Origin of the sequence: Streptococcus sp. HMSC36C04 (genome assembly GCF_001839535.1) — a bacterium.
Lineage (GTDB): Bacteria > Bacillota > Bacilli > Lactobacillales > Streptococcaceae > Streptococcus > Streptococcus hominis.
The window spans coordinates 35307-50973 of record NZ_KV841559.1; the positions used below are offsets into that span (position 1 = coordinate 35307).

At 40.1% G+C, this 15667-nt stretch carries 13 protein-coding genes; 2 read left to right on the forward strand and 11 right to left on the reverse strand.

The window, feature by feature from the left end; genetic code table 11:
- Window positions 1-4: 4 nt before the first annotated feature.
- Together HMPREF3249_RS00185 and cdaA are read right to left on the reverse strand one after the other, a co-directional pair.
- Window positions 5-733 (reverse strand): CdaR family protein, encoded by a 729-nt coding sequence (locus tag HMPREF3249_RS00185; RefSeq protein ID WP_037612632.1) that lies wholly within the window; start codon window positions 731-733, stop codon window positions 5-7.
- On the reverse strand, window positions 720-1577 hold the full coding sequence (gene cdaA, locus HMPREF3249_RS00190) for a diadenylate cyclase CdaA (RefSeq protein ID WP_003040173.1): 858 nt from the start codon (window positions 1575-1577) through the stop codon (window positions 720-722). Before cdaA ends, HMPREF3249_RS00185 begins: the two co-directional genes overlap by 14 nt.
- A 107-nt stretch (window positions 1578-1684) precedes the next feature.
- Here cdaA and murT point away from each other — a divergent pair, with 107 nt between their 5' ends.
- Window positions 1685-3028, forward strand: a complete 1344-nt coding sequence (murT, locus tag HMPREF3249_RS00195; RefSeq protein ID WP_059220620.1) for a lipid II isoglutaminyl synthase subunit MurT — start codon at window positions 1685-1687, stop codon at window positions 3026-3028.
- Window positions 3028-3813, forward strand: a complete 786-nt coding sequence (gene gatD, locus HMPREF3249_RS00200; RefSeq protein ID WP_049534212.1) for a lipid II isoglutaminyl synthase subunit GatD — start codon at window positions 3028-3030, stop codon at window positions 3811-3813. The genes murT and gatD overlap by 1 nt, the downstream gene beginning before the upstream one ends.
- Window positions 3814-4012: 199 nt before the next feature.
- Here the strand turns inward: gatD and HMPREF3249_RS00205 are convergent, their stop codons facing one another.
- The 9 genes from HMPREF3249_RS00205 to HMPREF3249_RS00245 form a co-directional block, all read right to left on the reverse strand.
- Window positions 4013-5203 carry an MFS transporter gene (locus HMPREF3249_RS00205; protein WP_049534209.1) on the reverse strand — a complete coding sequence of 397 codons (1191 nt, stop codon included), beginning with the start codon at window positions 5201-5203 and terminating at the stop codon, window positions 4013-4015.
- A 90-nt stretch (window positions 5204-5293) separates the two neighbouring features.
- Window positions 5294-6163 carry a helix-turn-helix domain-containing protein gene (locus tag HMPREF3249_RS00210; protein ID WP_059221313.1) on the reverse strand — a complete coding sequence of 290 codons (870 nt, stop codon included), beginning with the start codon at window positions 6161-6163 and terminating at the stop codon, window positions 5294-5296.
- A 644-nt stretch (window positions 6164-6807) separates the two neighbouring features.
- The gene (locus HMPREF3249_RS00215) at window positions 6808-8706 is read right to left on the reverse strand and encodes an ABC-F family ATP-binding cassette domain-containing protein (protein WP_049534208.1); all 1899 of its coding nucleotides are present in this window, start codon (window positions 8704-8706) and stop codon (window positions 6808-6810) included.
- A gap of 74 nt (window positions 8707-8780) precedes the next feature.
- Window positions 8781-9146, reverse strand: a complete 366-nt coding sequence (locus HMPREF3249_RS00220; RefSeq protein ID WP_049534206.1) for a hypothetical protein — start codon at window positions 9144-9146, stop codon at window positions 8781-8783.
- Window position 9147: 1 nt separating this feature from the next.
- Window positions 9148-9852, reverse strand: coding sequence for a matrixin family metalloprotease (locus HMPREF3249_RS00225; protein ID WP_049534204.1), 705 nt, complete (start codon window positions 9850-9852; stop codon window positions 9148-9150).
- Between the two features lie 144 nt (window positions 9853-9996).
- The gene (locus HMPREF3249_RS00230; protein WP_049534203.1) at window positions 9997-10788 is read right to left on the reverse strand and encodes an alpha/beta hydrolase; all 792 of its coding nucleotides are present in this window, start codon (window positions 10786-10788) and stop codon (window positions 9997-9999) included.
- A 97-nt stretch (window positions 10789-10885) separates the two neighbouring features.
- Entirely contained in the window at window positions 10886-12547 is a 1662-nt protein-coding gene (locus HMPREF3249_RS00235) for a ribonuclease J (protein WP_049534200.1), read from the reverse strand.
- A 696-nt stretch (window positions 12548-13243) separates the two neighbouring features.
- Entirely contained in the window at window positions 13244-14530 is a 1287-nt protein-coding gene (locus HMPREF3249_RS00240) for a peptidase U32 family protein (RefSeq protein WP_049534198.1), read from the reverse strand.
- 130 nt (window positions 14531-14660) lie between these two features.
- Window positions 14661-15590 carry a peptidase U32 family protein gene (locus tag HMPREF3249_RS00245; RefSeq protein ID WP_049534195.1) on the reverse strand — a complete coding sequence of 310 codons (930 nt, stop codon included), beginning with the start codon at window positions 15588-15590 and terminating at the stop codon, window positions 14661-14663.
- Window positions 15591-15667: the final 77 nt, after the last annotated feature.

The window sequence follows — 15667 nt, forward strand, 5'->3', positions numbered from 1 at the left end:
ACTTTTATTTAGATGAGCTCGTCGAACTTGAAGACGAACTTGATGATTTAACAGTAATTTTTATGGTTGTCTCATAAGGAGTAATCACACTTGGCAAAACTGTACCATTTGCATCAACCGCCTGTAGTGGGGCATTTCCTGAATAGTTAGCGGATATTTTTTCACTAGTTGGCACTACCGCTTCTACATGATCTACCTTAGCCAGCGTATCTTCGTCACTTGTAACAGTTACCTTATTGTCACCAACCGTCACGCGATCAACCATCAACCCATCTGCTAACTGGGCTGAACTGATAGTTGTTTTCACTTCAACTGTCTTACTTGCTTTCTTGCCAACTTTCACCGTAATCTTAGCCGGTGTAACAGTCGCAGTCAACCCACTTGGTAAATTTTTAATAGCTAAAGGTACCTCTCTTGTTCCTTCTGTAGCTTTTGTCAAATCTGCCACAACCTTGAATTTTCGTGTACTTTCTTGCATTTCACTAGCAAGTGTCACACGGTTAGAGCCTGTTAACACTACTGATACTTCGGACGCAAACCCACTAATAAAATACTTTTCACTATTGTATTTAATATCAATTGGTACACTAGGCAAGGTGTTGGTATAGGTTTCAGAAGTTGTTTGTCTAGCATTTGAATTATTTTGGTAATTTGTCGTGGTGGCGTAAATAAATAAAACAGCAGCAAAAAAGATGGAAGAAACGATATACCAAATCTGTTTACGATTTTTCATGTTTCCGACCTCCTAGCACACGATTTCTAAAGGGTGATTTTGGTTGTTCATCTGAAATCAGCACTTTCCGCAATTCTGCTTCAAATTCCTCTAATGTCAAATTATGCTTGAAAACTCCATTATGTGTGATAGAGATACCTCCAGTTTCCTCCGATACTACAAAAGTAAGGGCATCGGATACTTCTGACAGACCGATTGCCGCGCGGTGACGTGTCCCAAATTCCTTAGAAATCCCTGTGTTTTCTGTGAGCGGAAGATAAGCGCAAGAAACGGCTATTTTATTGTCTCTTACAATGACAGCACCGTCATGTAGCGGTGTATTGGGAATGAAGATATTGATTAACAACTCACCAGATACATCAGCGTCCAACGGAATCCCTGTTGCAATGTATTCTTGCAAGGTTCTGCTACCTTGGATAGCAACGAGAGCTCCAATTTTCCGCGGACTCATATAATCTACTGCTTTGACAAATGCCTGCACCATTCTTTCTTCTGAGCTAATCGGTGCTGTCGAAAACAAATCGGTAGCACGCCCCAGCCTCTCCAGACCTGTACGAATCTCAGGTGTAAAAATCACAACCGCCGCAATGACCCCATAGGTGATAACTTGGTTAATCAACCAGGAAACCGTTGTTAAACCAATTGCATTGGCAAGAATCTGAGCCAGCACAAATATTAAAACCCCTCGAACAAGAATCATAATTTTAGTGCCCGCGATTGCCTTTGTAAAATAAAATAAAATCCAAGCAACCAGTGCAATATCTATAATATTGGTAACAATACTCCAAGGGCTAGAAAATAAACTAGACCAATATTGGAGATTGGACAATTGCTGAAAATTCATTTTCAGTGTCCTCTCTTTCTCAACCTAAAAACGTTCTTGACTATTATATCACTTTTCAAAATATTTTTCTGTAACCTTCTTTACTTTTTTATGATAAAATATTTCTTATGAAGATAAATACATTATTTGGCAAACTTGTAGGAAAATCCTCCCATTTTGTGTTAAGCAAATTGGGACGCGGATCGACCTTGCCCGGAAAGCTTGCTCTGAAATTTGACAACAACATTTTAAACACACTAGCGCGTGACTACGAAGTGGTGGTAATCACAGGAACCAACGGTAAAACTCTGACTACTGCTCTTACAGTTGGAATCCTCAAAGAGGCTTTTGGCGAAGTTGTGACCAATCCCAGCGGAGCCAATATGATTAGCGGGATTGCGACGACTTTTCTGACCGCTAAAAAAGGAAAATCCGGCAAGAATATCGCCGTACTAGAAATCGATGAAGCCAGTCTCTCACGCATTTGCGACTACATTAAACCGAGCCTCTTCGTCTTTACTAATATTTTCCGCGACCAAATGGATCGTTACGGGGAGATTTACACGACCTACCAAATGATTTTGGATGCTGCTCAAAAGGTTCCTACGGCAACCGTCTTGCTAAATGGAGACAGTCCGCTGTTTAACTCTGTTACTCTCAAAAATCCGGTTCAATATTATGGTTTTGATACAGAAAAAGGAAAGCCAAAACTAGCTCATTACAATACGGAGGGTATTCTCTGTCCTAAATGTCAGCACATTCTAAAATACAAGCTCAACACTTATGCCAATCTAGGCGATTATATTTGTGAGCACTGTGGCTTTAGGCGCCCTGAATTAGACTACAAACTAACCCAATTGACCAGTCTTCGTCACAACAGTTCGGATTTTGTCATTGACGGTCAAAGCTATCACATCAATATCGGTGGTCTCTACAATATCTACAACGCTTTAGCTGCCGTTTCCGTTGCTCAATTCTTTGGAGTTGAGCCAACCACTATCAAGACCGGTTTTGACAAGAGCAGAGCCGTTTTCGGACGTCAGGAAACTTTCAAGATCGGAGACAAAGAGTGCACGCTGGTTCTCATTAAAAACCCTGTCGGAGCCACGCAAGCTCTAGAAATGATTAAGCTAGCTCCTTATCCATTTAGCTTGTCAGTTCTGCTCAACGCAAACTACGCGGACGGTATCGACACGAGCTGGATTTGGGACGCGGATTTTGAGCAGGTTTTAAACATGGATATCCCGCATATGATTGCTGGTGGGGTTCGTCATTCTGAGATTGCTCGACGCTTGCGGGTAACTGGCTATGACGCTGAACAAATCAGTGAAGTAGCTGATTTAAGCCAAGTCTTTGAAGAAATTAAAAACCAAGAAACCAAGCATGCCTATATCCTAGCTACTTATACAGCCATGCTAGAATTCCGCGACTTGCTGGCTTCTCATCAAGTCGTCAGAAAGGAGATGAACTAATGGTTTATACATCACTAACTTCTCCTGAAAATCGGGATTATACTTATGATTTGAAGATTGCCCATCTCTATGGCAATCTCATGAACACTTACGGCGACAATGGCAATATTCTCATGCTCAAATATGTAGCTGAAAAACTAGGCGCTCGCGTTCAAATTGATATTGTCTCACTTGAAGATGAGTTTGATAAAGATTACTATGATTTGGTATTTTTCGGCGGAGGGCAAGACTACGAGCAGACCATTGTGGCACGAGATCTGCCTGCAAAAAAAGATAGCTTGGAAGAATTTATCAATCATGACGGCGTGGTACTAGCTATCTGTGGTGGCTTTCAGCTTCTAGGTCAATACTACATCGAGGCTTCTGGTCGGCGGATTGAGGGACTTGGAATTATGGGACATTATACTCTCAATCAAAAAAATAACCGCTACATCGGCGACATCAAGATTCATAACGATGAATTTGACGAGACTTACTACGGTTTTGAAAATCACCAAGGACGGACATTCCTATCTGAAGACGAAAAACCGCTTGGCAGAATTATTTATGGGAATGGAAACAACAAGGAAGACCAAAGCGAAGGCGTACACTACAAGAATGTCTTTGGCTCTTACTTCCACGGTCCTATCCTATCCCGCAATGCCAATCTAGCTTACCGCCTAGTGACAACTGCTCTGAAGAATAAATATGGTCAAGATATTCCCCTCGCCAACTACGAGGACATTCTAGCTCAAGAAGTCCCAGAAGAATACGGAGACGTCAAGAGCAAGGCAGATTTTGAATAGGGGTATAAAATGAGAGTGGGGATGTAAAAGTTGATTTATCAACGCATTAGAGTCCACTCAGCAGTGTTTGATTGGCACTAAAGTGCCTAATCAATTGTGCATTGGAAACTCTACATTGACTAAAGTCAATAGAGCTTCTCCAAACTACTGCGTCTTATAATTATGACTATATAAGCAAAGGAAGCTGAGCACTTTTGTCTCAGCTTCCTTTTGTGTGCAATGATTTTTGATAAAAAATTGAGAAAACAGCCAGACTCATCACTCCAATGCCAATGACAATAAAAGAAAACAGGTGTACGCTTGGAATCAATGTCATAATTGCTGTTGCAAGCGGCATAAAAAGAATAGCCAGTGTAAAAATAGCAGAGAATACTCGACCTAAATACTGATTGTCAACCTTGGTTTGCACCTGGCTGAAAAAATGAATGTTAAAAACTGTCATGAATAACTCACAAAGAAAATTACCGCCATAAGCTAGATAACCAGGAACAGGAAAAATAGCAGAACTCCCTATTATTACAACTCCTAAACCTGTCAGACAAAGGGTGATTAGCAAATTCTCCATAGTATCCTTAATCTTACTTGCCAAGAGTGCTCCAATGATAGAGCCGATAGCTCCCATTGTCAAAATGGTCGCATAAGCTCCTTTTTGTTGAAAAAGCTGATTAGTGAAAGGTAGGAGGTAGTTAAAAGCTGCAAAGAAAAAATTAACGCTAGATGCTACTACGAGTAGAAAGAAGATTTCCTTTTGTTGTCGAATATAAAGCACTCCTTCTCGCATATCTTCCAAAATTGCTCTTACTGTCAGCCTACCAGTTGATTTCATTTCTGGTTCTTTGTTAGGTAGGAAATAAACCAAAATAAAGGCGAGGAAAAAACTCAGTGCATCTAAAAGCAAAGTAATCCGCAGATTGGCATAGTTCATGACTAAGAAAGAGAGGACAGGAGCTGACACACTGATTAACTGCAAAACCACCTCCAAATGAGAATTGTAAGCTACGATTTCCTCTTTATTTACAATCTCGGTGATATAGGATTTGTTTGCTGGTCGTGAGAAAGAAAAAGCAATAGCTTGCACCACATTGGCGAAAATGAGAGCTCCAATCATCAACTGTTTATGAGTAATAAAGGAAATTCCTAAACACAGGAGAGAACAAATCAAGTCAGTTGTCATTAAGACTTTTCGTTTAGAAAAACGATCGGTGATAACACCGCCGAAAGGATTGAATAAAATAGCTGTTATTAAATCGGACAATTGGTAAATTCCTAAAACGGTCTGACCTATAACTCCTAACGACGCTAGCCAAATACTGTTTCCATAATCATAGAGCATATTGCCAATCTTGTTGATAGCTCCGCGTGCAATGAGTTGTACCGCTTGTTTGTTCATAAAGAAACCTCCAAATTATTTTTTTATATTTTAACAAATAAAAAAAGAAAGGCACTATTTTTCCCGTATTTGGGAAAAGTGTCTCTCTTTTTATATTTTTTGTGTAATAAATTTCTGGTAATGTTCTTGATAATAATCAACTTGTTCGGGTAATTCTAAGGTCTCAAAAATCTGAATAGCTTCTTTCATTTTTGCAATACCTTGCTCCTGCTGACCTTTTTGATATGCTTCAAAGCCCTTGACATAGAGAAAAATTGTCCGCTCGTAAAGCTTAATTTCTTTATCTAAAATTTTAGCAACTGCGTTCTTGAAATACGTTGCTTTCTCAAAATCCTTTCCCTCTAAGCAATGCAGGTAAAAATTCAGAGCCAAAATCAAAACCAACCGACGATGCTTGTTGATATTTTCATAAAAATATTCACGCTCTAAAACTTCCTTACCCATCCGATAAACATAGTCCACCTCATAGAACGAATAAAGATTTCCGATTAAAATCAGCTCATACATTCCCCAATTTTCTCTCTGAAAAAGGTAATCCGCCACACGCTCTAGGTCAGCCGGTTTCATCTCATAACGATTATCTCGCTGACAAATTAGTCCTTGTACCAAGATAATATTGAGCTCATGAATGAGGCTATCCTGTAGCTGTCTAGCTTTTTCTCTCTCCTGATGCTGCAACTTCTGAAAACCTTCAATATCTTTAGCATAATAGAGCGGGACAATGTGGGACATAAATTCAACAATTTCAGCTCGTTGGTAGTTTCTAGCTGCATCCATAAAATTTTCCACACTGACCTGAATATTATCCAGAACCGCTAAGAACTTATCCACTGTTAGCTCAGACTCTCCTCGTTCAAAACGGGACAGCTGAGAAGTTGATACCTGATTCCCCGCTGCCTGAGCAAGAGAATAATTACCATTCAAGCGAAAATCACGAAACACCTTGCCTAAAGCTTCCATTTCTTCAATATTAACTCCTTTCACAATTTTTAGTCTTTTCAGATTTACATTAAAGCTGTACTACTTCAAATCTAGTATTTGAACCTCTAGGTCAACAGGCATTTCATCTGCTCTTCTACAAAGATTGCTACTTCCATATATCGCCCTCAAAAGACTGGGGACTACTGATAAAGCAAGTAAATGGAACACTTCCCCTGACTTTCCCCGTCAATCAAATTCTTTCTTCGCCCTAAAAGTTCCTTCATTCAAACGGGCGAGCAAAATAACCTTACTAGAAAAAATGGGATATGGGTAATTCCGTCTCAAATGTTCGGGTTTTACTTTCAGAAACGTCTTTTTTTGTTAAAATCTTCTTGTCCGCAAATCGGACAACATTATTTTTTCAAAAAAGCTTTGTCCGAAACAAGAATGTTCGGAATTTGTTCCAAAAACTTTCGTCCGAAAACTGAACAAAGCCATTTCCCCCTAAAACCTCTCGTCCGAATGTGAAAAATGGCAAGTTACTTAAAAGTTGCCTCATCCTTCATGAAGGACGAAGTTTTTTGCTCAAAAAGCTCTCATCCCCGTTTGAAACGTTCGAGATTTAGTCTCAGGGAAGAATTTCTTCGCTTCGGATGAACTTTCTTGACTTAAAAATAGCTCGCTCACACCTGTTCTGCCACTTCTTCCCACTCCGTCATGGCTGCTTCCTGCCGTTCAGTCAGCTGGTCTAGCTTTTGCTGAAGCTCCATGAGTTCACTTGCGTCATTGGTTTCCTGCATAGCTGTAGTCAACTCGGTCGTTTGCATCTCCAGCTCTTCGATTTCAGCTTCCAGCTGCTCCAAACGGCGAGCTAATTTCCGAGCTTCTTTCTGCGTTTCTTTCTGGAGTTGGTAGTTGGTGACTGGCTGAGACTGACTAGGCTCTGTCGCAGTAGCTTTCTCCTCTCTCAAAGCTTCCAGCTCTGCTTTTTTCTCCAGATAATAGTCATAATCGCCCAGATAAAGAGTGGAGCCAGTATCAGAAAGATCGATAATCTGCGTGGCAACTCGGTTGATAAAGTAGCGGTCATGACTGACAAAGAGCAGAGTGCCGTCAAAGTCAATCAAGGCATTCTCTAGCACCTCTTTGCTATCAATATCTAGGTGGTTGGTTGGCTCGTCCAACACCAGAAAATTCTTGTTTTCCATAGACAGCTTAGCCAGTAAAAGCCGTGCTCGTTCCCCACCTGACAGCATGCTGACAGACTTTTTGACATCATCGCCTGAAAAGAGAAAGGCACCCAGACGATTGCGAATTTCCACTTCTGGCGTTAGTTTAAAATCATTCCAAAGCTCGTCTAAGACTGAATTGCTCGGTGTCAATCGGCTTTGGGTCTGGTCATAGTAGCCCAGCTCCACATTTGCCCCCAGATGCTCCTGACCGCGGATAAAAGGAATTTGTCCCACAATGGACTTGATAAGAGTTGTTTTGCCAATACCATTTGGCCCGACAATAGCTACTGCGTTAAATTTACGAATATCCAGATTGATAGGCTCGGACAACACTTGGTTATCATAACCAATAGCCGCATCTTCTACAGTCAGAACGACATTTCCAGAAGGCTTAGCCGAGCGAAAGGTCATATTAGCAGAACGACTGCCTCTGTCTGGCTTGTCCAGACGCTCCATTTTTTCCAGCTGTTTGCGTCTGGATTGAGCGCGTTTGGTTGTAGATGCTCGAACCAGATTGCGATTGACAAAATCCTCCAAAGCAGCAATTTCCTTCTGCTGCTTTTCATAATTCTTAGCCTCCGTCAAGAGCTTCTGCTCCTTTTGCTGAACAAAACTAGAGTAATTTCCCACATAGCGGTCCAACGAATGCTGGGTCAAGTCCAGTGTCACAGTGGCTACTTTATCAAGAAAATAACGGTCGTGACTGACGATGATGAGAGCTCCGCTATAGTTGCTCAAGTAATTTTCCAGCCAAGCAATCGTCTCTATATCCAAATGGTTAGTAGGCTCATCCAGTACCAATAAATCTGGCTTTTCCAGCAGCATTTTCACTAGAGCCAATCGAGTATTCTGCCCGCCAGAAAGCTCTTCTATTTTCATCTGCCACATGGACTCGTCAAACTTGAAACCATTGAGAATCGCACGAATATCTGCCTCATAGGTAAAGCCGCCTGCCTGACGGAAATCCTCTGACAAGCGGTCATAGTCTGTCATCAGTTTTTCCAGATCCGTCCCAGTCAAATCCCCCATAGACAGCTCCATCTGTCGCAATCGTTGCTCCTGCTGACGTAAATCATCAAAGACATACAGCATTTCATCGTAAATGGTGTTGGCAGACTCAAAGCGACTATCCTGCGCCAAATAAGACAGGGATATATCCCGCCTTTTATTGACTTCCCCAGTGCTTGGGGCTTCCTCACCGACTAAAATCTTCAAAAGAGTGGACTTACCAGCTCCATTTTTCCCTACTAAGGCAATTCTATCTCGTTCATCCACTTGCAGGTTGATATTATCAAAAAGAACCTCCCCTGCAAAAGAGCGTTCAATCTTATTTGCTTGTAAAATAATCATAAACCTATTATAGCAGATTCCTATCCCAACTGCTATCTTAGAAAACAAAAATGCGGTTCATTTTGACTGCATTTTCATTTAAAACTACTTAAAATTTCTTGATTTTGCATCACAAGGTAAACACCTAATAGAATAATCAAAGCAAAAAGCCCTAATTTGATGATTCCTTTTACAAAACGGATAACCCAGAGAATCATCATCGAACCAATCAACCACATCACAGCTGAATGATTGAAAAATCCTTGAATAGCTTGACTATTTTGACCAAAGAAATTCTGAATGGACACAGGAACATGTTCCTGCCATGCAGCTATCACACCGATACGATCGGAAATATCAGAACCACTTTTCCAAAGCCAGGCAAAAATACTGGAATTAAAGACAAACAAGAAAAACTGCTCTGGGAAACGTCTAATGATTTTAAAGATATTTCTTATCATTTTATGCTTGATACAACTCCTTTACTGCTTGAACATCTACTGCTTGAATCCCGTAAAATGAGCCAGCGGACTGCATGACGGATTTTTCTTCATTATGCTCCAATCCAATCGCATGTCCCAATTCATGCTCTGCTGTGTTTACGATTCGCTCATAAGAGTAGCCGTATTGACTATTCAATAGATAATAACGATTTAGTCGAACCGTTACATTTGTGAAGCGTTTCGTCAATAAATTAGTTTGTGATTCTGCCTCACCTGCCGCACTCACCGTACCATCATTCATCTCTGTCGCCACAATATTGGCTTGATTTTTATCATTTACAATCTGAAAAGTGAAAGCCCCTGTTTGATTCCAAGCACGAATGGCTTCTTGATAAGCTGAGCGAAATGTCTCATCTTGTGTATCTATATAAACCGTAGCGCTTGCTGTGTCCCATCGGACACCAGACGCTTGATGAACATGATTGTCCGATAGCTGTTTGGTCAGGTCTTTCACATTTTGCCCGACGCCTAGCTGACTATCCTGTCCACTTACATATCGATAAATTTGACTGACATCTTGCTGAAGTGTTGTCGAAAAACTGCTTTTAGAAGGACTCATGATATACAAGATTCCGACTAAAAAGAGTGCTGTTAATGCAAGACTATAAACTAAACGCCATATCAAGCGCAACAGCGCTGAAAATATTCGAAATATAAACCTCATACTTCCCTCCTAATCTCAAATGTAAAGAGTAAGTATAATGAGATTCGCTTAAAAATTTCTTAACATAGAGAACTGTAAAAGAAAGAATAAAATATTGACAAAAAAATGTAAATTGCTGTCAAAAAAGTCATCTCTCAAGCAACTTTAGGATAAGCGCTCCTCCACTTCAAAATCAATCGGCAACCATTTCAGAAATTCTTCTAGTTGATTTTCCCAATAATACCACTCATGCTTTCCCGGATTATGATGATAGGTGATATCTAAGCCACATTCGCGCAATTGTTTAACAGCTACTTCATTTGCTTGATAAAGAAAATCCTGCTCCCCACACCAAGCGTAAAATTTAGTCTTTTTATCTGACTTCTTTGCCATTGTCGTCAAAAAATGCTGCTTGACATCAGCTGCTTTCAAATCACCAAACACACCTTGCCAATAGTTGAGCGTCCCACCTGGAAGTTCTTCTATGTCCACATCATCTAGACCGAGCCCAATAGCGCCTGAAAATGACCCTGCATAAGAGAATCGATCTGTCGTCAAGGCTATTTTATAAGCCCCATAACCTCCCATTGACAGACCTGCAATAAATGTTTTCTCCCGTTTCCGACTCATATTGGGAAAGAAACGCTGCATAACCTCAGGCAATTCTTTTGCTATGGCATCATAATAATTCAACCCATAAGCAGTATTAGTGTACCAAGCAAGATCTGTTGACGGCATAATGACAATTAAATTTGTATGGCGCAGTAAACGCTCAATATTCGTCCGTTTTCGCCACGAATTTTCATTGCCTCCCATGCCGTGCAAAAGGTAAAGAACGGGAATATCCATATCTGCTATCTGACTGGGGGCTACTGCATCCGCATCAGGATAGATGACATTGACACGACGCTCCATTTCTAGTACTGCTGAATGATATTCTATTTCAAAAAATGCCATTTTTTCTCCTTTTAATATAAATGTAAGAAAGGGGTTGGAACAAACGTCCTGACCCCACGATTTTTGTAACTATATAAAATGTGCTAATTTAACCTACTTAACGCACTTCCATTACAACAGGTAAAATTGCCGGACGACGTTTGGTTTGCTCAAAGAGATATTTCGCAAGATTGTCACGCACCGAGCCTTTCAACTCACTCCAGTCAAAATTATCTTTTGCAAGGTAATCTTCAACTGTTTTATTGATTAAGTCAGCACTCTCACGCAAAATATCACGGCTTTTCTTGACATAAACAAATCCACGTGTATGAACCTTGGCTTTGGAAATAATCTTCTTGTCACGACGGTTTACTGTAATGGCTACGATAAAGATACCGTCTTCAGACAGAACTTTGCGGTCACGAAGAACGATAATTCCGACATCACCAATCGCATTTCCGTCAATCATAACATCACCAGAAGATACCGCACCAGCAGGTACAAAATCACCCTTTTCATATTCCATAATGCTACCACGCTTTGGAATAAAAATGTTCTCTGGCAACATACCAATTGCCATGGCAGCTTTAGCATGTGCTGCCAATTCACGATATTCTCCTTGAATTGGGAACAAGAATTTTGGCTGCAAGAGGTTTAACATCAATTGCAAATCGCGCTCATTTCCATGTCCAGACACTCGCAAATCTTGCGTAATTAGTTTGACAACACCACCTGCTTGGTAGATCATGTTTTCTACACGTGCCACCAAGGCTTCTTTTGCGATAGACGGTGTTGTAACAATATAAATCAAATCACCTTCTTTGATTTCTACATAACGGTGACGACCAATAGACATCTTGCGCAAGCCATTGATTGGCTCACCCATACGCCCAGTTTCCAAAATAATCAACTCATGATCTTCAAACTTGGACATTTCTTTTGGTTTGATTAGCAAACGTTCGTCCACAAGTGATAATTTCTTCAAGCGAATAGCTGTACGAACGATATTTTCAATGTCAAATCCAGTCAACACAACACGACGCCCTGTCCTAGCAGCAGCTTCAAAGACTTGTTGAATCCGAGAAAGATTGCTTGCAACCGCCGCAACAATCACGCGTCCTTCCCAGTCTCCAATTGTATCGCTAATTTCCTTTGCAACTTCGCTCTCACTTGCCACTTGAATCGTACTATCCGCATTTGAAGAATCACTAAGAAGAGCTAGAACCCCTTCACGACCAATTTCCGCCAAGCGAGCAAAATCTGTTGCGTAAGACTGACTAGCCGTTTGGTCAAACTTGAAATCACCTGTGTAAACAATATTCCCTTCAGACGTTTTCAAAACAATCCCTAAACTCTCTGGAATAGAGTGCGTTGTTTTAAAGAAAGATACAACTGTACCTCCAAAATCAATCTCTGTGTCTTCATCAATCACATGAAAATCATTGAACTTTTTGACCGTATCATTTCCTTTGACAAATAACTTAGCCAACTCAATCGTCAATTCTGAGCCAAATACAGGGACTTTCGTTTCAGCCAATAAATAAGGCAAGGCACCAATTGCATCCGCATGACCGTGTGTCAAAAAGACCCCTGCAATACGGTCCTTATTTTCAAACAAATAGTCCATATTTGGAATAACAAAATCCACACCAAGCTGTTCATTTTCTGGATATTTTAATCCGACATCCAGGACAAAAATATATTCATCCACTTCAGCGATGTAAAGATTTTTTCCATTTTCACGTACACCGCCCAAAGCAATCAATTTAATATTGCTCATTGATTCTCCTTTTCAATTTTTTTTACTAACGGTCCTTGGAATCCCAAGTCGAATTACAGTTTTGCAAATCTTTTGCATATCTAATTTATTATACTACTTTTCATGATTTTTTTCAAAGAACAGAGCATACAAAAACTCCTAGTTACTGTATACCTACAGAAAGCTAGGAGCCGTCTCTATTTGCTAATAAGTGATAGATAGACTTTCAGAAAGTAATTATCTGAAAAGAGATTCTTATGATGATTCCATCGTTATCTTATTAAAGAATGATTTTCTTGTCCACAATATATCAAAAACAAGTTTTTTCATCTAAAACAATAGCGGTTTTTTTACTAAGCATGAAAATCATTAAAAAGCTTCTACCAACTGCATCAAATAACATTCTTATTTATTCTTACTTTGCGTTCTTCATACGCGATGCAATTCTACAAACCACTACATGACATCTTCAGAAATATTTATCAAATACCTCCAATTAAGAAAAACAATTAGCAAATAGAAACTAATACATCATAAACGATTTAAAATATGAATGTTCCGATACCCATTGGAATCAGCCCTTTCTTATCTTTCTTTAATTATATTGTACACCTTCTTTTTTAAAAAAGCAAGCGTTTACATTCATTTTTTTTAAATATTTTTTACAAATGAAAAGAGGCAGAATTAACCATTCAAACCTCTTCTCAATGTGGATTTTTATGCCCGTACTGTGACACTTGTGCCGTCTTCTTTATAAAGATTTATCAAACCTTCTTTACGACTGCGTACCATATCACCTGGATAAACCGGATGTGGCAAGGAAATCGTCAACAGTTCCATCGGATTTGGAGCCCGATCAATTTTATTTCCATCTGAATCATGTAAATCTGTAATGACTGCGTTAAAATGACGGAAACCAGGACCATAAAACTCAACTGGGTCGCCCTCATTGATGACATTTCGTTGCCGAATAGTCGCTGTTTGCGTATCAGGGTCATAAGCCACCACTTCTGCCACAAATTTATATTGCGGAATTTTGCGGCGTGCTCCAAAAAGCTGCTCATTTTCAGTTGGTGTATGATAGTAAAATCCCGTTGCCAACTCACGTTGCGCAACTTTCCACATTTCATCTACTAAATCTTGCTTGATTGCTTCAAACTTTTCAGGACTTTCAAGATAAGCATCTACTGCCGCCTTGTAACAATTTGAAACAGTAGATACATAGTGAATAGACTTCATGCGCCCTTCAATTTTCAAGCTGTCCACCCCATTTTCAATCATATCTGGAATATGATCAATCATGGACATATCAACAGCCGACATAGAAAATTCTTCTGGAATTTCTCCTTTTAAGCTCTTGCGCTCTTGTCCAAAGGGCATATCGTAGAGGTCATATTTCCAGCGGCAAGACTGAGAGCACCCCCCACGATTGGCATCCCGCATACTCATGTGATTAGATAAAGTACAGCGCCCTGAGTAAGAAATGCACATAGCCCCATGAACAAAAGCTTCAATCTCCACATCAGTATGTTTGCGGATTTCTGCCAATTCTTCCATGGAAACCTCACGTGCCAAAACGACACGTGTCAACCCCAAATCCTTCCAAAATTCTAAGGTTTCATAGTTTGTTGCGCTAGCTTGTGTTGACAAGTGTACTTCCAAACCTGGCGCTTCTGTACAAGCAATGGCAATCAATGCTGGGTCAGATACGATAACGGCAGAAATGCCAATATCTCGCAAAGTGCGGAACCATTCCCCAGCTCCTTCTTCATTTCCTTCGTGGGTTACCATGTTCGCAGCCACATAGACTTTTGCGCCATGTTCACGAGCAAATTGAACGCCCTCTTCCATTTCTTCAAACGTAAAATTTCCAGCACGACTGCGCAAACCATAGGCTTGTCCGCCAATGTAGACAGCATCCGCTCCATAGCGAATGGCGACTTTTAATTTTTCCAACGTTCCAGCAGGCGCCAGAACTTCTGGTCTTTTCAAAGTTTTTGTCATATTCTCGCTCTTTTCTAAATTCTAATACTTAGCCTTTTTATTTTATAGCAAAAAAGGTTTGAAAGCAAGCTAAAGGAAACAGATTGTGAAAGTTAAACAAGCAGTTGCAACTCGCAACTACCTGCGTCCCTTATTTCACCTGGTCTGGATCATATTCATAAAATCCAGTATCCAAGAAACGATTCTTTGGATGCAATTGATGAACCTGCTCATCCAAAAGGAAAGCCTGATCATGTGTAAATTGATTGGTCTCAATCAGCTCACGCGCTTGCACAAAGAGTTTGACAATTTCAACAAAATTGTGTCCTGGCGTGTAAATACCTTCTAATTTCCAATGTGTAAAGCCATGTTCTACCAACTCTCCAAGTTTCGTCATCATATCCAAATCATTATTTGCAAAAATATGCGTCCCATGATTGTCCTCAAAAATAGAATAATGGCTATCTGGGTCACTCGGCTCTGCAAGGAATAAATCACGCTCACGACTCTTTTCGTCATCAATATGAGTGAAATTGTAATAATTCTGCAAAAGCGGTCGCTTAGAATGATGAATGACGCTAGCACCATAGACTAGTATCTCAACAGGAATTTCTAACACTTCCTGCATTTTAAACAATTCTGCCGATGGGATTTCACGCGCTAGAACTGCCTCAGAAGCGCCAGCTTTTTGCCCCCAGAAGTTCACTTGACGACTGCTAGCAACCATAGTCGAAGCATCATAAATCGTCTTAAACGGATAACCGTCGCGTTTTAACACATAAAAAACACCGGCATCTCCTACAGTAATATAATCCGCCTGAATATCCACTAAAAAATCAAGAAATGGCTTGATTTTATTCATCATTTCCTGATGCATCAAAGCATTGACAGCAATTGTCAACTTTTTGCCTACCTCATGTACAAGGGCTGCAATCTGTCGCAATTCGTCATAAGAAAAAGTACGGGGTAATCGAAGACCATACTCTTTTTCGCCTACATAAATGCGATCCACACCTGCTTCTAAAAGCTCTTTTACTTGTTCAACGCTCTCAGCTGTCGCTGTAATGATAATCTTTTTCATAGCAAAATTATAACATATTTTTGATTTCTCTTCTATTTTTTAATTTGATAAATTGTAAAATATAGTGCAACAAAAAA